The 16,922-nt window shown below is 57.2% G+C and carries 24 protein-coding genes and 1 tRNA gene; 7 read left to right on the forward strand and 18 right to left on the reverse strand.

Going from position 1 to position 16,922, the window contains the following annotated elements; all coding sequences use genetic code 11:
- Window positions 1-2 precede the first annotated feature (2 nt).
- From ACOQOY_RS07705 to ACOQOY_RS07735, 7 genes are all read right to left on the reverse strand, one after another.
- Window positions 3-455 carry a low molecular weight phosphatase family protein gene (locus ACOQOY_RS07705; protein WP_420584875.1) on the reverse strand — a complete coding sequence of 151 codons (453 nt, stop codon included), beginning with the start codon at window positions 453-455 and terminating at the stop codon, window positions 3-5.
- Between the two features lie 3 nt (window positions 456-458).
- Complete coding sequence (locus ACOQOY_RS07710) at window positions 459-938, reverse strand: UPF0262 family protein (protein ID WP_420584876.1); 480 nt, start codon at window positions 936-938, stop codon at window positions 459-461.
- A 98-nt stretch (window positions 939-1,036) separates the two neighbouring features.
- A complete protein-coding gene (hisD, locus tag ACOQOY_RS07715) occupies window positions 1,037-2,338 on the reverse strand; it encodes a histidinol dehydrogenase (protein ID WP_420584877.1) in 1,302 nt (433 codons plus the stop codon).
- Window positions 2,339-2,398: 60 nt separating this feature from the next.
- Window positions 2,399-2,860, reverse strand: a complete 462-nt coding sequence (locus tag ACOQOY_RS07720) for a GNAT family N-acetyltransferase (protein ID WP_420584878.1) — start codon at window positions 2,858-2,860, stop codon at window positions 2,399-2,401.
- Between the two features lie 46 nt (window positions 2,861-2,906).
- Window positions 2,907-3,383, reverse strand: coding sequence for a DUF2948 family protein (locus ACOQOY_RS07725; protein WP_420584879.1), 477 nt, complete (start codon window positions 3,381-3,383; stop codon window positions 2,907-2,909).
- The gene (gene murA / locus ACOQOY_RS07730; RefSeq protein ID WP_420584880.1) at window positions 3,380-4,648 is read right to left on the reverse strand and encodes a UDP-N-acetylglucosamine 1-carboxyvinyltransferase; all 1,269 of its coding nucleotides are present in this window, start codon (window positions 4,646-4,648) and stop codon (window positions 3,380-3,382) included. The genes ACOQOY_RS07725 and murA overlap by 4 nt, the downstream gene beginning before the upstream one ends.
- 6 nt (window positions 4,649-4,654) lie before the next feature.
- A complete protein-coding gene (locus ACOQOY_RS07735; protein WP_420584881.1) occupies window positions 4,655-4,810 on the reverse strand; it encodes a hypothetical protein in 156 nt (51 codons plus the stop codon).
- An 83-nt stretch (window positions 4,811-4,893) separates the two neighbouring features.
- Here ACOQOY_RS07735 and ACOQOY_RS07740 point away from each other — a divergent pair.
- Window positions 4,894-4,968: transfer RNA gene (locus tag ACOQOY_RS07740), tRNA-Thr, on the forward strand.
- A gap of 173 nt (window positions 4,969-5,141) precedes the next feature.
- Here the strand turns inward: ACOQOY_RS07740 and ACOQOY_RS07745 are convergent.
- Together ACOQOY_RS07745 and ACOQOY_RS07750 are read right to left on the reverse strand one after the other, a co-directional pair.
- On the reverse strand, window positions 5,142-5,411 hold the full coding sequence (locus ACOQOY_RS07745; RefSeq protein WP_420584882.1) for a hypothetical protein: 270 nt from the start codon (window positions 5,409-5,411) through the stop codon (window positions 5,142-5,144).
- Between the two features lie 1,194 nt (window positions 5,412-6,605).
- A complete protein-coding gene (locus tag ACOQOY_RS07750; RefSeq protein ID WP_420584883.1) occupies window positions 6,606-7,358 on the reverse strand; it encodes a recombinase family protein in 753 nt (250 codons plus the stop codon).
- 181 nt (window positions 7,359-7,539) lie between these two features.
- Here ACOQOY_RS07750 and ACOQOY_RS07755 point away from each other — a divergent pair, with 181 nt between their 5' ends.
- From ACOQOY_RS07755 to ACOQOY_RS07780, 6 genes are all read left to right on the forward strand, one after another.
- On the forward strand, window positions 7,540-7,824 hold the full coding sequence (locus ACOQOY_RS07755) for a hypothetical protein (RefSeq protein ID WP_420584884.1): 285 nt from the start codon (window positions 7,540-7,542) through the stop codon (window positions 7,822-7,824).
- Entirely contained in the window at window positions 7,821-8,003 is a 183-nt protein-coding gene (locus ACOQOY_RS07760; RefSeq protein ID WP_420584885.1) for a hypothetical protein, read from the forward strand. The genes ACOQOY_RS07755 and ACOQOY_RS07760 overlap by 4 nt, the downstream gene beginning before the upstream one ends.
- A 240-nt stretch (window positions 8,004-8,243) precedes the next feature.
- A complete protein-coding gene (locus tag ACOQOY_RS07765; RefSeq protein ID WP_420584886.1) occupies window positions 8,244-8,987 on the forward strand; it encodes a hypothetical protein in 744 nt (247 codons plus the stop codon).
- 12 nt (window positions 8,988-8,999) lie between these two features.
- Window positions 9,000-9,236, forward strand: a complete 237-nt coding sequence (locus ACOQOY_RS07770; RefSeq protein WP_420584887.1) for a hypothetical protein — start codon at window positions 9,000-9,002, stop codon at window positions 9,234-9,236.
- A gap of 421 nt (window positions 9,237-9,657) precedes the next feature.
- Complete coding sequence (locus ACOQOY_RS07775; protein WP_420584888.1) at window positions 9,658-9,948, forward strand: DUF4031 domain-containing protein; 291 nt, start codon at window positions 9,658-9,660, stop codon at window positions 9,946-9,948.
- A 15-nt stretch (window positions 9,949-9,963) separates the two neighbouring features.
- Window positions 9,964-10,137 carry a hypothetical protein gene (locus ACOQOY_RS07780; protein WP_420584889.1) on the forward strand — a complete coding sequence of 58 codons (174 nt, stop codon included), beginning with the start codon at window positions 9,964-9,966 and terminating at the stop codon, window positions 10,135-10,137.
- A gap of 156 nt (window positions 10,138-10,293) precedes the next feature.
- Here ACOQOY_RS07780 and ACOQOY_RS07785 read toward each other — a convergent pair whose 3' ends face one another.
- From ACOQOY_RS07785 to ACOQOY_RS07825, 9 genes are read right to left on the reverse strand one after another with little or no spacing between them, the layout of a single operon-like run.
- Window positions 10,294-10,668 carry a bacteriophage spanin2 family protein gene (locus tag ACOQOY_RS07785; RefSeq protein WP_420584890.1) on the reverse strand — a complete coding sequence of 125 codons (375 nt, stop codon included), beginning with the start codon at window positions 10,666-10,668 and terminating at the stop codon, window positions 10,294-10,296.
- Window positions 10,665-11,222: an N-acetylmuramoyl-L-alanine amidase gene (locus ACOQOY_RS07790; protein WP_420584891.1), complete on the reverse strand. Its 558-nt coding sequence runs from the start codon at window positions 11,220-11,222 to the stop codon at window positions 10,665-10,667. The genes ACOQOY_RS07785 and ACOQOY_RS07790 overlap by 4 nt, the downstream gene beginning before the upstream one ends.
- A gap of 31 nt (window positions 11,223-11,253) precedes the next feature.
- Complete coding sequence (locus tag ACOQOY_RS07795; RefSeq protein ID WP_420584892.1) at window positions 11,254-11,376, reverse strand: hypothetical protein; 123 nt, start codon at window positions 11,374-11,376, stop codon at window positions 11,254-11,256.
- Entirely contained in the window at window positions 11,373-11,732 is a 360-nt protein-coding gene (locus tag ACOQOY_RS07800) for a hypothetical protein (protein ID WP_420584893.1), read from the reverse strand. The genes ACOQOY_RS07795 and ACOQOY_RS07800 overlap by 4 nt, the downstream gene beginning before the upstream one ends.
- A 49-nt stretch (window positions 11,733-11,781) precedes the next feature.
- Window positions 11,782-12,969, reverse strand: a complete 1,188-nt coding sequence (locus ACOQOY_RS07805; protein WP_420584894.1) for a hypothetical protein — start codon at window positions 12,967-12,969, stop codon at window positions 11,782-11,784.
- Complete coding sequence (locus ACOQOY_RS07810) at window positions 12,966-15,824, reverse strand: VWA domain-containing protein (RefSeq protein ID WP_420584895.1); 2,859 nt, start codon at window positions 15,822-15,824, stop codon at window positions 12,966-12,968. The genes ACOQOY_RS07805 and ACOQOY_RS07810 overlap by 4 nt, the downstream gene beginning before the upstream one ends.
- Window positions 15,814-16,038, reverse strand: coding sequence for a hypothetical protein (locus ACOQOY_RS07815; RefSeq protein ID WP_420584896.1), 225 nt, complete (start codon window positions 16,036-16,038; stop codon window positions 15,814-15,816). Before ACOQOY_RS07815 ends, ACOQOY_RS07810 begins: the two co-directional genes overlap by 11 nt.
- Window positions 16,035-16,265 (reverse strand): hypothetical protein, encoded by a 231-nt coding sequence (locus ACOQOY_RS07820; protein WP_420584897.1) that lies wholly within the window; start codon window positions 16,263-16,265, stop codon window positions 16,035-16,037. Before ACOQOY_RS07820 ends, ACOQOY_RS07815 begins: the two co-directional genes overlap by 4 nt.
- Window positions 16,262-16,873 (reverse strand): phage BR0599 family protein, encoded by a 612-nt coding sequence (locus ACOQOY_RS07825; RefSeq protein ID WP_420584898.1) that lies wholly within the window; start codon window positions 16,871-16,873, stop codon window positions 16,262-16,264. Before ACOQOY_RS07825 ends, ACOQOY_RS07820 begins: the two co-directional genes overlap by 4 nt.
- Window positions 16,874-16,922 lie beyond the last annotated feature (49 nt).

The following is a 16,922-nucleotide window of genomic DNA, read 5'->3' on the forward strand; positions in this document are numbered from 1 at the left end:
GATCACTCCGTTGGTTCACCCCAGCGGTCCTTCAGATGCTGAACGATCTGATCGCGGGTCTGTCGGTAGTGGTGTAGCTTCTGTTCGCGGCTTTCGCCCAGTCCGGTAGGGTCCATTATTGGCCAATAATCGACATCCAGATGAAAAATCCGGGTCAGCTCCAACGCTTTTCGCTGACTGGCCGGGGACAGGGCCACCACCAGATCAAACGAACTGAGGTCATCCCCCCATTCCTCCATCTCGTCGAACGAGCGTGACCGGTGGCGCGAAAGCTCAACGTCGATCTCATGACAGACCGCGATACAGAAACCGTCAATCTCCAGATCGTTGTGTACTCCGGCGGATTGCACATAGGTGCCGGTGCCGTAGAACTTCTTCATGATGCCTTCGGCCATCGGCGACCGAACCGAGTTGTGGTCGCAACAAAACAGGACCGACTGCGGCAGCGGCTTCACCCGTCAGCCCCCGAAATGCAGCACGCAGATCAGCGTGAACAGGCGGCGGGCGGTGTCGGTGTCGATCTCGGCCTTGCCTTCCAGTCGTTCCTGCAAGACCCGGCTGCCTTCGTTGTGGATGCCACGACGGGCCATGTCGATGGTTTCGATCTGGCTGGGAGGCAGGGATTTCACCGCGTTGAAATAGCTTTCACAGATCTGGAAATAGTCTTTGACCACCTGCCGGAACGGACCCAGTGAAAGGTGGAACTCAGCCGCTTTCTCTTCGGCCTCGGTGGCGATGTCAAAAACCAGACGCTTGTCGCGGATCGACAGTTGCACGTGGTACGGCCCGTCCGGAATTGCACGCTCTTCCCGCTGCGGCAGGGTAAAGCTGTTATCTTCCAGCAAATCATAGATCGCGACCTTGCGCTCCTGCTCGATCTCAGGGGTCGGTGGGGGCAGGTTACTGTCGTCCAGTTCGATATGCGAAATGCGGGTCATTTTAGGGTCACAATCCTTCACGTCAGCACAGACCTATAACAACGCATTTCATTGAGCAACGGACAGAAGCGCCACATTTCATAGGTCTTTGCGTCACATCAGCCGTTCAAGCGGTTCAGACGCGCCGTCACCGACAAACCGTGCGCCTCAAGGCTCTCTGATTGCGCCAACTGTTCGGCCGCCGGGCCGATGGCGCGCAAAGCTTCGGGTGTCATCTGGCTGAGCGTGGTGCGTTTGAGAAAATCCATCACGCTGAGGCCAGACGAAAACCGTGCCGACCGCGCCGTAGGCAGCACGTGGTTGGGGCCGCCGACATAGTCGCCAATGGCCTCAGGCGTGTATTGACCAAGAAAGATGGCCCCGGCGTGGATGGTGTTCTGGCTCAACGCGACGGGGTCAGCGACGCAAAGCTCAAGATGTTCCGGCGCAATGCGATTAGACAGGGCGGCGGCTTCGTCCAGATCGCGGACCGTTATGATTGCGCCAAAGTCACGCCAACTTGCCCCGGCAATGGCGCGGCGCTGCAAGGTTTCCAGCCGCTTCTCGACCGCCTGCGCCACAGCCTGACCAAAGCCTGCGTCATCGGTAATCAGGATCGACTGCGCACTTTCGTCATGCTCGGCCTGGCTGAGCAAATCCAAAGCGATCCAGTCGGGGTCATTGTCCTTATCCGCAATCACAAGGATTTCGGACGGGCCAGCAATCATGTCGATGCCAACCTTGCCGAACACGCGGCGTTTGGCGGCGGCGACAAAGGCGTTGCCGGGGCCGGTAATTTTGTCGACCGGAGCAATCGTCTCAGTGCCATAAGCCAAAGCGGCAACCGCCTGCGCGCCGCCGATACGATAGACTTCATCCACACCAGACAGCTGTGCCGCCAGCAGGACCAGAGGGTTCACTTGCCCGTCCGGCGTAGGAACGACGATGGCCAAACGCTCGACACCGGCAACCTTGGCAGGGATGGCATTCATCAGCACTGAGGACGGATAAGACGCCAGCCCGCCCGGCACATAGAGCCCCGCCGCCGAAACCGCAGACCAACGCCAGCCCAAGGTCGCGCCAGCCGCATCTGTCCACTGACGATCCTCGGGCATCTGCTTTTCGTGATAGTCACGAATACGTGCCGCAGCCAGCTCCAGTGCGGCCCGATCCTCGTCCGAGACTTGTGCAACCGCCGCCGAGATTTCGTCGGCGGAAAAGGCCAAGGTTTCAGGCGTCAATTCCAGCCGGTCGAATTTTGCGGTCAGCTCAATGACGGCCGCATCCCCTCGGGTTCGCACATCGTCGATGATCTGCGCCACAGTTGCATCGACGTCCGGGCTGTCTTCGCGCTTGGTAGACAACAGGGTTTGAAAGGCAGCTTCAAACTCGGACGATGTAGTGTCGAGGAAAACGGGCATGATCTGGCACTCCGGGGCGTTTCAGGGGGACATATCGCCGGGACAGGCCGTCCTCAACCCTTAGTCCTTGGGGTGCAGCGATTTGTGCATGCCAAAACAGGACACATCGCCCCGCGCGCCGCATAGGCCCGTGGGTTGCCAGCCATGCCGCCGATAGAACTCTTGCGCTGTCCGAGTGGCCTCGAGCCGGGCTTCAAGGTGTCCGGCAAAGGCCAGTTCCTGCTCCAAACGGTGCAGCAGGGCGGCACCGATACCCTGCCCAACAAACTCCGGGTCGATATAGAGCAGCGTGATCTCTGCCTCGCGCAGCCCACCCACCGCCGCCACTTGCCCGGCTTCCTCGGCCACCCAAAGCTGCGATCCCGACGTGATCCATTCGCGGATCGACGCCGGGGTCTTGTTCGCCGTCCATTTTGCGATCGCCTGAGGATCATCGTGATGATCCGCCCGACACAGCTGCGTGATCGAGCGGGTTAAAACCCGGCTCATATCGAAGACGTCAAAAACCGTGGCGGGACGCATTATCAAACCCGCCTTAGGCCCCGGGAAAGCCTGCGATATGCCGCGCTTATTCCGGATGGTTTGGAGCCTGACCCGACGGAGCCTGATAGGGCCGCGTCACGTCCTTGAGGGTCGCATCCAGCGCTTCGACGGACAGTCGGATTGCCCCGTCGCCGGCCAGCGTCAGCATGATTTTACCTGCGCCATCTTCGCTTGCTTCGAAGTCGACGGAAAGCAGAGACATCACCATGTCCTTGTCGCTGCGGTCGATCCCCTGACTGGCCACGGATAGCACCGAATCGAACACCAGCACGGACTGCACCCGCTCAAACGGGCGATCCCGGCGGGTCGCTGCGTCCTTATCCTCCCACCGGAAGCGGTTCAGCAGCAGACCAAAGCGGCGTTGCGAAGGGTGCCACGTCATTTCGGTGATCGGAAATACCGCGTCCTGCGTCAGGGTCGAGATCACCTGAAGGTCATCTGCATCCTCGGCACCCAGATTCAAAGGGGCCTCGCGCCCGTCGTGAAAACTCGCGTCTGTCATTGGCCCTTGATCCGTTCGATTTTAGCACCCACACCTTCCAGCTTGCGCACTACTTGCTCATATCCGCGGTCCAAATGATAGACCCGGCTGACAGTGGTTTCCCCTTCTGCCGCCAAGCCCGCCAGAATCAACGAGACCGAGGCACGCAGGTCCGTCGCCATCACCGGCGCGCCCTTCAACTGCTCAACGCCGGTCACGGTAGCCGTGCCGCCATGAACCTCGATATTCGCGCCCATCCGCACCAATTCAGGGGCGTGCATAAAACGGTTCTCGAATATGCGCTCTTCCAGCACCGAGGTGCCTTCTGCCGTACACATCAGCGCCATCATCTGTGCTTGCAGGTCAGTCGGGAAGCCGGGGAAGGGTTCGGTCACCACGTCCACTGCGGCCACACGCCCATTCTTGCGCGCAACCTTCAGACCCGCCTGGGTTTCAGTGACACTGACACCCGCCGCGTCCAGCTTGGCCGCGAACGAGTCGACCAATGACATCCGACCGCCCAACAGCTCTACCTCGCCGCCGCAAATGGCCGGGGCCAGCATATAAGTGCCCAATTCGATCCGGTCCGTGACGACCTGATGCGTCGCGCCATGCAGACGATCAACGCCCTGAATTTCGATGGTCGAGGTCCCCTCACCCGAAATCTGAGCACCCATTTTGCGCAGGCACTCGACCAGATCCACAATCTCAGGTTCACGGGCTGCGTTCTTTAAAACCGTAGTGCCCTTGGCGAGTGTGGCTGCCATGACAATGTTCTCAGTCGCACCCACAGACGCAAAACGCATCTCATGCACCGCGCCTTTCAAGCCGCCCGGAGCATGCGCGTGCAAATACCCGTCTTTCAGCTCAATCTCAGCGCCCAGCGCCTCAAGCCCTTCGACATGCAGGTCCATCGGCCGCGCGCCGATCGCGCAACCGCCGGGCAGCGACACAACCGCCTGACCAAACCGCGCCAGCAATGGGCCGAGCACAAGGTTCGAGGCACGCATCTTACGCACGATGTCATAATCAGCTGTCTGACTGGTCAGGTTGTGGCTCGACATTGCGATCACCTGCCCGTCCTGCAACGACGACACTTCGGCCCCCAGCGATTGCAGCAGGGCAGTCATGGTTTTGATGTCGCTCAGCCGCGGCGCATTGGTCAGCGTCAGCGGTTCTTCGCTCAGCAAAGTTGCGGGCATCAGCGTCAAACACGCGTTTTTGGCCCCCGCGATCGGTATCTGACCGTTCAGCGGGCCGTTGCCCGTCACCAGAATCGAATCCATCTGCTCTTATCCCTCGTCCTTGTCGGCCTTATCCCCGGATGCTGCGCGCGCCTTGGCCTGCGCCTTGCGCCGCGCCATATTTGCCTTGAGCGCAGCCTTCAGCCGCTCTTCGCGCGCATCCCCGGATTTGCCTTGTTTTGTAGGTGAGTTTTTATCTGTCATGATCTTTCTCTACAGGAGGCGAAAAAAACCGTCCAGACACCCTTGCGCCCCGTTTCGTTTGAGTCTAATCACCCGCCCACAGCGCTGCTGTAGCTCAGAGGTAGAGCACTCCCTTGGTAAGGGAGAGGTCGAGAGTTCAATTCTCTCCAGCAGCACCATGATTTCCTTATAAAAACAAATATTTAGGCCAGAATTCCTCGTGGTCTGATCACGTAACTCGCAGAAACTTGCAGGAACAAACCGTGCATTGCTGACAAGGTTTCGTACAAAACCCGTACAGAGTTTCCCTAAACGTTCTCCGGAATCAATATCGAACTGAATCCACCTCTGGCTACTCCGGCAGTTTTTCCGGCGCTGGCACATCGTGACGCTCCAGCCATTCTTTGATCGCCATCCAGTGATCCTGCGGCTTGACCACATACCTACGCGAATGCAGATCAGCGATGGTGATCTCTAACTGCCGCCACCATTGGATTTTGAGCTTCAGACCGTGCGCCTTCGCCCAGACGCGCAGCGCGGCTTGCCAGCCATCAATCGGGCGGGCCTCAAGTTGTTTGTGCAGATCGAAGGGGATTCGGTTGGGCCAGTCTGGATTGCTCATCTGTCTCAATTTTGCGATACTTTTGGCGTTTTTGTCTTATTTTTGGTTGCATTGCTGCCCTCTTTGTCTTATATTTAAGACATGGAAGGCAATGAGGCCAACCTGCCCACCCGATCAGGGCAAGATGATCGAAACGGAGGTTAAGGATGGATTACATATCCTTAGCGCTTCAAACCCTCCAACTAGCGGTCTCGGTGGCCATACTGATAACCGCTAGAAGGAAGTAAGAAGCGGGTCGGGGGCGAAAGCTCCCGGCCACTCCGCCAACATAACCACAAGGGAAGGCCAGATCAATGACAGCGGACGATTTCAACGCTTGGCTTGAGCACATGGGTATCAGCGGTCGAGAGGCTGCAAGACGCCTTGGAACTGCTGACAACACCATCACAAAATACAAGCGTGACGGTGCGCCAGCATATATCGGACTTGCGTGCGCTGCGATGGCGTTTGGCCTTCCCGCGTGGAGAAAGGTAACTAATGATTGAGGTTTTTTCGCTCATCATCGGGGCCGCCAATCTGGCCCTTCTGATTTTGATCTACCGAAACCTAAGGTGATCCGGGCGGCTTAGGCCGCCCCTCCCTTATCTGAGCTTCCAATTCCCACAACAGTCACAATACCGAACCGGCAGCATCGGCAGCTTGAGCCAAGAGTGTCCATAACGGTAACATACGTTGGCGCGCTTCGGGTCCAACCGCTTCCTAAAACTCACAGTCGTCGCTCCTTTAAGTGATAATTTTCTGTCTATGCATTTCGGCCAGCGCGCCTTTCATCGCCGACAGATCAACGACCGATTTCCCGCGCCACAATACACCGAATTGACGCCCCCTCTCGTATGCCAACTGGGCGCTGCGCAGGTGAGGGTTCGGACCCTTGGCGCTAGGATAGCTGAACGGCAGATCATTGCGCCCGTCGCGAAACCCAATCACGAACGCGGGAGAATAGAACAAACGCTCAGTACTAGCGCTAATACGCCCTGTCAGGTTCCCGTAATTCCGCACCAGCCCGCCTCCTATTCGTCATCTACAACATCAAAGAATAACCACAGCACGACCATTGAACCAAACGGTGACCAGCAAAGGGATATAATCCACCACGGCCAAGGGCTGTGACCTCGGGCCCGTGCCATTTCGCCAACAGTCCAAAAGATCAGCCAGAACAGCAGAACCGCTACCAGCAGAACGATAAGTGGCAGGCTAAATTCCATCCTGTGCGCCTTCCTCAATCTTGTCTTCGTCGCGCAGCTTCAAGCCAGGACAACCCTCTTCCAGCCACCGTGTGATGGTCAACGTGTTCTGGATTGGCTTTTCCTTTTTCGTGCAGTCGTTCAGCACCTTGAGGATCTGCGCCAGCTTAACACCGATACCGGGTTTGATCCGGTAGCCGATCCGTTTTCCCTTGTCGGGGCCGCGCTGCTTGTATTTGGGGGCCAATTCGAACTGCTTCCCATCATACAGCACCTGCAACTGCTCAAGCCGCACAGGCACATCAGCAATGCTGCGCTTGGCACCGGCGCGAAATTCGGGGTCTGCGAGTTTCTTAGCGAGCATACCGGCCTTCGTCCTTTCCGAAGTCAGGTTGCGTTCGAACTCCGCCATCGCTGCCATGAAGTGGAAATACAGCCGCCCGGCTGGTGTGGTCGTGTCGATCTGGTCGGTGATGCTGACGAAATCCGCCCCGGCCTCTTCGATCATTTCCACGATCTGGATCAGCTCTTTCATCGAGCGCCCAAGCCGGTCCAGTTTCCAGACCACCAGCCGTTCGCCCTTGCCGATGCCGCGCCTCAACAGGTCGTAAAGCTTGCGGCCTTTCAGCTTCGCGCCCGATTTCTTTTCGGTGATGATACGGCTTTCCGGGACGCCGTAACGCTTGAGCGCTTCGATTTGCAGGCGCAAATCCTGATCTTCCGTCGAAACCCGCGCATAGCCAATGAGATACCGATTTTCCATGACAGCCAGTCATGCGCCGATTCCACTCATCATGTCGAGTTTCAATGTGAAGTTTCATTATTCCCTACAGCGTGTCGATTTTTATTTGTTAAGTTTATTTGTAAAGTTTCTATTGTCATGCGTCAACGCATTGTGTTAAGTTTTTAAGTGAAGTTTTTTCTTAACAGAATGGAACGAAGCGATGCAGACCGCACACGTCATCAACTACGCAGACCCGGCCATCAAAGGTGACGGCGCGAAGTCGTGCCAGTGTGAGATTGTCCGCTTTGTGCGCGGCGTTCGCGGCCCGCGCAAAAGCCCGGTGACCGCCACCCAAATCAAGAAATGGCTGCGGGCGACGCCGGATGAGTTTGTTGAAGAGCAGATCGACGCGGCCTGCGCGGCTGGGAAAATCATCATTCGCCGAAAGTCGCTGTCCAGCGGGCGGCGATTCAACGGCTCTTACGTTTACGAGGTGGCACAATGAGTACAAATCTAAGCGAAATGGCGTCGGAAATCGCTAACGCCCTCAACGGCGCAATAGATGGTTGTGACGCATTCCACATGGCTGACCTAGACGCGGACGATGTTGCGGAAATCTCAGTTGAGATGTCAGACGGTCGCCGCTGCATGATTTCCGTGGTCGCCCACTGGGAAGACGATTGAAAGGAATACCCGTGCGCTGCCGTTACTGCCAAACCAGCTACAACCTAGTCCACGAAACGTGGCGGGATGAGGACGGCTTCTTAAGCGAAGACCCGATCAACCTGTGTGAAGACTGCGTTGAGCATGACGCAGAGCGGTCACGGGCTCGTCGAGAATGGGCGCATTTCCACCCCGGCGAACCTTGTCCAGAAGGGGAACTTCCACAACCAGCGCCACAACACAACTAAAAGGAACCGAGCAGTGACCGCCACCGTTACAGCCAGCGACGTAAACCGCGCGATCAAAGCCAAATACTCCGATCAACAGTGGCGTGTTTGGTTCGAGGTCTCGCAGGGCACAGGCCACCATCCAGGCAGGCGCGCCGACGCAGTTGTGATGAATATCTGGCCGTCCAAAGCGTACCAACTGCATGTGTTTGAGGTGAAGGTTTCGCGGGCTGATTTCAAAAACGAAATGGCCGATCTGACCAAGTGGCAGGCAGTTGGAAAATATGCTGATTTCTTCTGGCTGGCCTGCCCTGTTGGGCTGGTGAAACCTGACGAAGTTCCAGAGGCTTGGGGCCTTATGGAACTGACCAAAGGCGGCTTGCGCATTAAGAAACAGGCACCCGCCCGCGAAGATCCAACGCCACTAGACCGCAGTTTTGCAGCCAGCCTGCTGCGGTCTGGTGAAGACCTGACCGAAGCCGAGATTGAAAAGCGCGTGAACGAACGCGCCGAGGCGGCTACTGCCGACATCAAGGAGGCGGCAGAACGTGGCTACAATCGCAGTTTGGCAAGCCTACAAAGCAAGCTGGAACGGATGGAAAAGTGGAAGTCAGAGTTTGAGAAAACCTTCAAGGTTGAGCCTAATATCCACTCCTACCCCGAAGACATGGCCGCCCGCCTTACGCTGGCCTCACAGCTTGAGCGAAAGAGTTTTGATGGCCTCGCGCGACAGGCAAAGGCGCTGGCCGAACTGATCGAACAAATCGAAGCAACATAAGGGAACGAACAGATGCTGGAACCGCTGCCTGCCGACATCACCGTCAAGAACCCGAAGCTGGGAACTGTTGAGCTTGATCTTGTGGAATTTGGTCGCGGGCGCTGGTCGTACCACCTTGTTTCTGTGGGCGGTGAAAAGGTTCACGACCTTTGCAACGCCGAGCCAATGCCGAAGAAACAGGCGGAAAAACACGCCCGCTATTTTGGTCGGACATGCCGCAAAGACCCGCAATGGGGATACGTGATCTGATGAAGAACCTATCAGCAATACAAAAGGCTGCGCTTAGGTTTTCGCGCTATAGCGACCTTGGTGATTGTTTTTACATTGAGCGGGATGACTACACTGCGGCAACTATTCGAAAGCTGACAGGGGAAGGCTACCTGCACCCTCAGCGAGTGCTTAGTGAAAAGTTGTTTTTGACCCCTACCGGCGTGGAAGCTCGGACCGCAATCCACTTCACCTGCGTGACGTGCGGCAAAGAAACAACCGTCGCCTGCCCGACAGGTCATACCAAGTGCCCAGATCACTGTGAGGATCATGAGTTCGAGTGGATGTCTGAGGCCGGAGCCGCTCAGTGCATTCATTGTCACGCGCATGCGCCTGACGATTTCTACGACGAGTCTGGCGGGCTCGAACCCGGCCAAACCGAAATCTACTGAAAGGAACCAGCATGGCCGTTTATGTCGACAACATGCGCGCAAATTTCGGGCGGATGAAGATGTGCCACATGATGGCAGATACGACCCAAGAGTTGCTGGAAATGGCTGATCGCATCGGAGTGCAGCGCAAGTGGTTGCAGAAGGCCGGAACGGCTTACGAACACTTCGATATCGCACTATCCAAACGCGCTCTAGCGGTCAACGCAGGCGCTCAGGAAGTGACCATGCGGGACATGGGAATGTTGATCAGAAAACGCTCGGGCAAATCCTTCGATGAATCTTGCCCGACATGTCAAACATAAAGGAACGGCAGGCTCATGTCAGAGAAAACGGTCACTGTCGAAGTGAAGATTTCACGCAAGACACCCTTTGCGGCAGCAGCGGCGCTTGAGGCTATCGCAGAGGCAATCCGCAAGGACGATGTGTCAACGATTCCAGCCCGCTTCACGTTTGGAATGGGCTTAGACCTGACAGTTACGAAACACGATTAAGAGGAACCTGGAATTTTGAAAATTGATCTTTCTAGACAGGTTACTGTCAGAGATTTACTCATTTACGTGATCGCAATGTCAACGTTGCGGGCTTATGAGCCGCTGTGGCTTCCAAAAGTCCTTGCGTGGATAACGTCACTTTAAATAGGTATTGGGCTAATTCGCCCATTTACGAGGTGGGCGCATGGCGCGCCAAATCTGATCAACTCTCGGCAATCCCAATAGCACAAAGCACAAGCCTATGAGGCCGTAGACCAGCGGCCAGGGCGCACCCTGATTAACAACGACCTGTTCAACTGCATCCGCCTGTACGCTGTTTGTATCATTGTGCTGCCTGATCGTGCGCGCCTGCGGTCGCACAATCTTTTGATCGGTGTTGTGGGTGGTTCCGATTGTTTGGCTGTTGGTCTTTCCCGCCTGCACGTTGGCAGCAACATTCGGACCTCCGCCCGTTAGGAGGTTCAGGGCCTGCCCTGCCGAACAGGACGACAGGGCGACACACAGGAACAGTGCGCACCCAAACCGGATCAAGTGAACACCTGCTGAGTTGCCCGCAGAATGGCGCGCGCCAATGACCGCATTTCGTGCGGCTCATCGGTGGCTTGTTGACCATTGGGCGACGAACCGAAGAAGGGTTCAATCAGGGCAGCGGGCGCGCGGCCTGAAATCAGGCTTGCAGATCCACGACCTGTCCGCACTATCTTTTCACCTCGATCCCGGAGACCAAGAGCCTCCAGCATTTCATCCTGCAACGCCTCGGCGTAGCGCAGGGACAACTTGCTGCCACTGGTCAGAGTTTCCGTGCCGGTTGCGCCCGGATTGTGGTGACTGTTGAAGTGCAGCTCATTGGTCGCAGTCGCCCCCCAAGCGTCCGTGCGTCGGTAGACATCGCGGATTTCTGCCGTGGTTGACCGCAATGCAGGGTTTCGGAAGAAGGTCTTGACCTCGATCCCCGGATATTCGTCGGCCAGGTCTTCGATCATTCCGGCAAGGCGAGTATTCCATGCCCACTCGGTTTCACCTGTATCTGGGCGCACAGCACCTTGGGCGCGGGCGTTGTGACCCACGACAATAGCCAATTTCATGGCATTTCTCCTAGATTTTATGGGGTTTGGGTCAGGCCATCAGAATGATGGCGACGACGATGGCGGCCCAGAGAAGAGCCGAGATCGTCCACCTTGTTGATTTGTACCAACGGGACCGGGTTAGGCGCTTGAACGACTGGTAAACACGGCTCATTTCCCGGCCCTCTTCATCCAACGCAGGAACCAGTCCATAACCACCTCACGGGCGTCCGTAATGATGGAATGAGCGGCCCAACCCAGAAGAAAGGATATCAGCAACATACCACCAGGTCCGGCCTCGAAACTGATCATGGCAAGTAGCAGCGGCCCGCCAAAGGTGCCCACTATGGTGTTGAACACCACAATCATTCCCGCCTTTTTGGGTTGCCAACCATCCAACTCAAGAATCGCCACCACCGCGCCAAGCAATGCGATGATCATAAACTCCCAAGCTGATCCCCTTGCCGCCAGCCACGACCCGGCCACAGCAAAAAGGCCCGCCGAAGCGGACCCGAGCATTTCCAGTTTCATTTTACTGCCCTACTTTTTTGATTTTCGCCGCACCCGAGGCCGTGGTTTCTTAAAGACCGATCACCTGAAACCGATCGTTCCCGGCGTCGTACCAGAGCTTGACGGCTTCACCGGACGCGAGATCAGAAGCGGCCAACGCGGCCCCGCCTGCCTTCACGACGGATTTCGCGCCGAGGCTGTCGATATTGAGCGTTACGGCTCCGGTATTGGCCCCTGCCGTCACCAGCAGTACTTCAACCAACTCGCTGTATGCGGAGAGCGCTGGCGTCAGGCTGGCCGTAATTGTGTCAACCCCCGCGACGGAACCCAGAACCGGTGTACCGCTGCCATGGGTGAACTGGTTTTTTCGACCGGTCACAATAATCGTCCCGCCGGAGATATTGTTCGAACTGCCCGAAATGATCCGCATGCGGTTCACGGGACCGGCGAAATCCGTCCAGCCGCCGCGCACCCGAGCAGACGCAGCCCCACCTCTGTTTGCAGATCTGACGTGATGACCGCCCATCGTGTAGTAGGACGGACGCCCGACCTGCAGCCCCCAGAACCGCGCCGCGATTTGCTCCCCGTCCGTGTCCGCTCCGAAGCCGAGCGGAAAACTGCCTGCCGAATACGCCGCGACCGCGCTGACAGCATCGAAATAGCTTTGAACGTAGTCGGTGTTTGCGGCCTCCCAGGTCGAACCACCATCCGTCGAAAACTGCACTTCCAGACGATCCGCCGCCGCAAAGGTGACATCGATTGCGGTAATTTCGACTTCCTGAAATCCAGTGATATCAATTTCGTAACTACTGACCGTGTTGTTGGGCGAAATGGTCTGCATGCCCTCGGTGAGCGTCAGGGTGCCGCCCCCACCGCCCCCGCCGCCGGTGCCGATGTTGCTCATCAGCGCCTTGCGGCTTTCCCATTTCGAGATCGTCACACTGTCGCCCGCCGCCTCATCGACAATAACGTCCCCTTCCGTGCCGCCGATGGTCATCTTGGCAACTGTCAGAGCCGTGATTTCAGCAACCGTGATATTGTTGACGGCATTGCCCGAGAAGCCCGCAACAACCACCCGGTTTCCGACCGCAAACCCCGCCGTAACAAACCCGGAACCGGAATCGTTGTAGCTGTTGTCGGACGCCTGCGCGCTGATCGTCGTGGCGGTGATTTTCGTGGTCGTGGACGGCTGCGAGGTCTCGACAAACTCGTCGCCGTTCAGGGTGCCCGCGTCAGGGAGTTGGGTAATGGTTGTCATTCCAGTGTCCTCGTTGTGCCGTCCTCAGTGGTACGATCCACGCCTGCCTCGGTGGTGCGGATGGTTGTTATCATTTTGATGGTGGGAACCTGCCAGCACTCGTAGCCGTCCCGCAGAGACGCGACTTCGAATGTCAGATACGCCGCTGTTGCCGATGGCGTGGGTGCGGCAGTGTAGCTGGTGGCGGTACCGACATTGGTATCGATCAGCGTGGAAATCAGCGTGTCGCCGGAATCGTATTCCTTGACGCGGACCTGATACGTGGTGCCCGCCTCGGGACCGATATTGCCGTGCGTGTGATCTTCGATACTGCCCGTGGTCTGTTGCGTCCGGTCGGAGTGCGTCCAGGCCAGATCGACCGAGCCGTCGAACAACCTGTCATCGGTGTATTCCCCGTCTGCAGTAAACGCACCCGGGGGATAAGGACGGACGGCGCGGCTGTTGAAGGTGATCTGGTCGTTGGGGGCTTCGCTGAGATTCAGCGTCTCGTCAAAGGTTTGCCCAAGCAGACGAATGTCGACCTGTTCTGATACAAGATAGGTAACCTGATCCGACTCTGCGTTGCCCTGCCAGAAGATTATGTCTGTCCCGACACCATGTTTAACTGGCGCTGTATCGAGGCACGCCCGGCCAAGAGTGACAGTGACAACGTCACCAACTCTCGTCATGTTGTCGATGCGGACATACTCTCCGCCGATATAGGCCAGTGACCCCGCCTGGACGGTTTCAAGACCATCCATCCAGGCAATATCGACAGAGGTATCGTCAGCAGCTCTTGTCAACGCGGTGAGGGTCGTCGAGGCAGGGGAATAGCGCGCAACACCGGAACGACCCCAGCCGCTACCGCTGTCTACCGCAAGCCCCATATCCAGATGCGTGTCCGTTGGCCGGTTGCCCGTTGCATGGAACAACCCACCATCTGGCTCGCCGGAAAGCGTGTCATCAATGCTGCTTTGCCCCAGACGCTGAACAAGTTCGTAATACGGCGCTTCCTCAACCAGTCGGATTGTCGAAGCCTGCGCATAGTCCGGTATGACGTTGTCGGAAACACCGGCAACCGGAATGTCCGTGCGCTGATCAAAACGCTCCTGCTCTACCGTCAGAAGCGTTTCGTAATTCTCCATGCCTTCGCCGCCGATCTCCTTGATCCGAAAGACGACATCGTTGATCCCAAGTTCGGGTTGGTTGATCCGGATTGGAGATCCGACGTGGTATTGGGGTTCGAGATAGGCCACGTAAAAGGCGCCGCGGATACCCGGAACCGTCCGCGAGATCTTCTCCCGCTCACAAACCTGTGTGGCCAATGGTTCATAGCTGAACCCCGGCCTCTCAATCGTGACCGGGTTAATTTTACCCGCCAGTTGGATACCGACGATGTTGAAGCTGGTGACGGACGCCTTCTCACCATTGTCCCGGCGCGTGTATTGCAGCGTTACCTGGTTGGGCAAATCGCGCTGCCATGGCTTGACCGGCCCCTCTGCCCAATCGCCTTTTTTGATGATCGTCTTGTCAAAAACCGGGAGATTGGCTTTCACATAGTTTTTGCGGATGGGATATAGCTCCCATTTGCCGGTCTGGCGGCTACGATACAGGCGACTGTTTGTATGTTCCTCTAACTGGCGTCGGTACTCTGCCCGCGTACCGCCCTTCCAAAAGAAGTTAACCCCCATCCCTTCGTTGAAGTAGAGATCGGCAGAGGTGGTGAAACTGTCTCCGATTGAGGCAGGGTCGTCATTGCCACCGATAACGGGATCAACCACCAGAGCGCGAAACGCATGCGCCGGGTTGATATCCGACCAATAGGAAAACGCATTTGCCAGAGCGACTGACAGGTCGTCCGGATCCGCGCCGGAGACCACCGGAACCCCATCCCCCGGGGTGTTGTCCAGCATATCCGTGTAGGTCGTGTCAGTCAGTTCGATGTTGAAGCAATGCACCCGCACATCCGCGATAGTGGCGAGAGTAGCGACGGCATCGGTTGCCGAAGAGGTCGGCACCGGCTCGCCGTCCGTGACGAAAACAACCACCCGCTGCTTTTCGGTCTGGCCATTGTCAAACAGACCGCCAACGGCCTCCGAAATCAGCCCGGAAAACGAAGTGTCAGTGTAGGAATCAACCCCCTCGGCCCGGCTGAAAAACCCAGGCGCTGAAGACACCGCCGCGTCATAATCCGTTCCAAACGCGGTAGTAGTCTGCGTATCCAGCCAATCCTTGATGTCATCGTAATCGCTGTCTGTGCAGTTCAGCCGTTCGATTGCTGCCCGCTCTGTTGCGGCGTAGGATACGATCCGCACGTCGTTCCGGAAGCCTTTCAGGCTGTCGATGAAGGTCTTGATCGCGTCACGCTGGGTGGCCAACCGGCTGCCGATGGCCATCGAGTCTGACGTGTCCATCGCGATGTAGAGCGCTGCGTTGCTGATCCGGCCCTCTGCATTGACCCGGGCTTTTTCCGGATACCAGTTGTCATACTTCGAATTGATGGCAACCGACTTGTGGCGCAATGGCTTAAGGATTGGCCTGTTGCCGATATAGACACGACGCCAGACATAAGTAACGGCGCCCCGAAACGCAGGGATGGCTGTCGTGTTCCAGACCTTCTGCAGATAGTCGTTCGCGCCTTGCGTATTGCCGCCTAGCAAAACATCGACATAGCCGGAAACGCCCCCCTCCTTTTCGTCGCCGCCGAAAATGTTGGGCTTTCTAATCCGCAACCGCCCTTGGCCCTGATATCCCTCCCAGACAATCTTATCGTCCATCCGGATCGCCAGCAGCGCGTCCGCATCGGTTGGGCCAATAAAGTGAAAGCCGCGAAAATGCTTGTGGCCGATGACCTGGTCGTCGTTTTTACCGCCCACCTTTGGCCTCCCGTTCTATCGCGGTTCTTTCGAGTTCATCGATCTTGTCGAGTTGATCACCGGCCTTGCGCAGTTGATCGGCCGTCGCGCCATTGCGCAGGAAGTCCCGCCAGGTGATGTCCAGCTGATCCGCATAACGTTTGAAAAACAGGATCCGGGAATCCTTGCAGACTTCCGCAGCCCGGAAGTCACAGAACCTGATGCGAACCGTCATTTTTTGCCCGTATCGGATTTGATTTCTATCTTCCTGGGGTTCCCGTCCCAATGCGGCTGCACCGGGTGCCATGCGGTGCCGACGAGATAGCCGATATCGGCCCCCTCTTCCTTGGTGACGCTGTTTTCGTCAAAGCTCTGGGGCTTTACGCCCTCTGGCCGGTCCACGAAGAACGAGGCGATGACCGAGAAAATCAGCCCGATGGCGAAATTCAGCAGAAAGTTCATCCGTCGATCCTCCGTCCGTCGAAGGGGTTCTCACTCAGTTTCGAAAAGCCGCCAAAGTTAAGGAGATTGTTGAACTTGTTGTGACAATCGCCCGTCGTTAGGTCGTCAGACAGGTTGCAGCCCGGCGCGATCTGCACCGACGCAGAGCCGTTGGTGGTGATTTCGTCCGCCAGACCAGGAAGAACCCCCAGGATGGTCAGCTGGGTGCCCGCATGTGCCCGGATCATCGCCATGCCGGTTCCAAACTGGATGACCCCGCTCGAATAATAGCCATCCGGCTGCAACGCCGCCTCGGTGACCGTGACAACATCTTCTGAGAGCGCCGTGGCTGTCCCTGGAACCTGCCAGTCAGCCAGATTCAGGGTGCAGCCGGTGTGGTAATGCGCCCAACGACAGGGACGCTGCACTACCTGACCCAGTGCCTTTGCATTGAACGCCGTGAAGTCGTTCTCGCAAATCAGCTCGTAGCGGGCCCATTTCTGCTCGATGCCGCGAATCCGCCCGACAAACACCCGCACCAACTCCCCGTCAGGATCGTTTGAAAAGGTCTTGTAGATGGTGACTTCGGTTTCCGAGAACCCCTCATCGGCGGCGATGTTCTGCGCCATCACGTTGTTGCGCGACACAAGTAAACGCGTCTCTGCCCGTTCCTCGGCG

It is taken from the genome of Ruegeria sp., assembly GCF_965221235.1.
In the GTDB taxonomy this organism is placed as follows: domain Bacteria; phylum Pseudomonadota; class Alphaproteobacteria; order Rhodobacterales; family Rhodobacteraceae; genus Ruegeria.

Coding starts and splice junctions, on each gene's coding strand:
- ACOQOY_RS07815 (WP_420584896.1), bottom strand. CDS start 16,038: ATGACGGTTCGCATCAGGTTCTGTGACTTCCGGGCTGCGGAAGTCTGC.
- hisD (WP_420584877.1), bottom strand. CDS start 2,338: ATGCCCGTTTTCCTCGACACTACATCGTCCGAGTTTGAAGCTGCCTTT.
- ACOQOY_RS07775 (WP_420584888.1), top strand. CDS start 9,658: ATGGCCGTTTATGTCGACAACATGCGCGCAAATTTCGGGCGGATGAAG.
- ACOQOY_RS07750 (WP_420584883.1), bottom strand. CDS start 7,358: ATGGAAAATCGGTATCTCATTGGCTATGCGCGGGTTTCGACGGAAGAT.
- ACOQOY_RS07725 (WP_420584879.1), bottom strand. CDS start 3,383: ATGACAGACGCGAGTTTTCACGACGGGCGCGAGGCCCCTTTGAATCTG.
- ACOQOY_RS07760 (WP_420584885.1), top strand. CDS start 7,821: ATGAGTACAAATCTAAGCGAAATGGCGTCGGAAATCGCTAACGCCCTC.
- ACOQOY_RS07720 (WP_420584878.1), bottom strand. CDS start 2,860: ATGCGTCCCGCCACGGTTTTTGACGTCTTCGATATGAGCCGGGTTTTA.
- ACOQOY_RS07805 (WP_420584894.1), bottom strand. CDS start 12,969: ATGACAACCATTACCCAACTCCCTGACGCGGGCACCCTGAACGGCGAC.
- ACOQOY_RS07800 (WP_420584893.1), bottom strand. CDS start 11,732: ATGAAACTGGAAATGCTCGGGTCCGCTTCGGCGGGCCTTTTTGCTGTG.
- ACOQOY_RS07735 (WP_420584881.1), bottom strand. CDS start 4,810: ATGACAGATAAAAACTCACCTACAAAACAAGGCAAATCCGGGGATGCG.
- ACOQOY_RS07710 (WP_420584876.1), bottom strand. CDS start 938: ATGACCCGCATTTCGCATATCGAACTGGACGACAGTAACCTGCCCCCA.
- ACOQOY_RS07825 (WP_420584898.1), bottom strand. CDS start 16,873: ATGGCGCAGAACATCGCCGCCGATGAGGGGTTCTCGGAAACCGAAGTC.
- ACOQOY_RS07820 (WP_420584897.1), bottom strand. CDS start 16,265: ATGAACTTTCTGCTGAATTTCGCCATCGGGCTGATTTTCTCGGTCATC.
- ACOQOY_RS07790 (WP_420584891.1), bottom strand. CDS start 11,222: ATGAAATTGGCTATTGTCGTGGGTCACAACGCCCGCGCCCAAGGTGCT.
- ACOQOY_RS07780 (WP_420584889.1), top strand. CDS start 9,964: ATGTCAGAGAAAACGGTCACTGTCGAAGTGAAGATTTCACGCAAGACA.
- ACOQOY_RS07770 (WP_420584887.1), top strand. CDS start 9,000: ATGCTGGAACCGCTGCCTGCCGACATCACCGTCAAGAACCCGAAGCTG.
- ACOQOY_RS07755 (WP_420584884.1), top strand. CDS start 7,540: ATGCAGACCGCACACGTCATCAACTACGCAGACCCGGCCATCAAAGGT.
- ACOQOY_RS07745 (WP_420584882.1), bottom strand. CDS start 5,411: ATGAGCAATCCAGACTGGCCCAACCGAATCCCCTTCGATCTGCACAAA.
- murA (WP_420584880.1), bottom strand. CDS start 4,648: ATGGATTCGATTCTGGTGACGGGCAACGGCCCGCTGAACGGTCAGATA.
- ACOQOY_RS07795 (WP_420584892.1), bottom strand. CDS start 11,376: ATGAGCCGTGTTTACCAGTCGTTCAAGCGCCTAACCCGGTCCCGTTGG.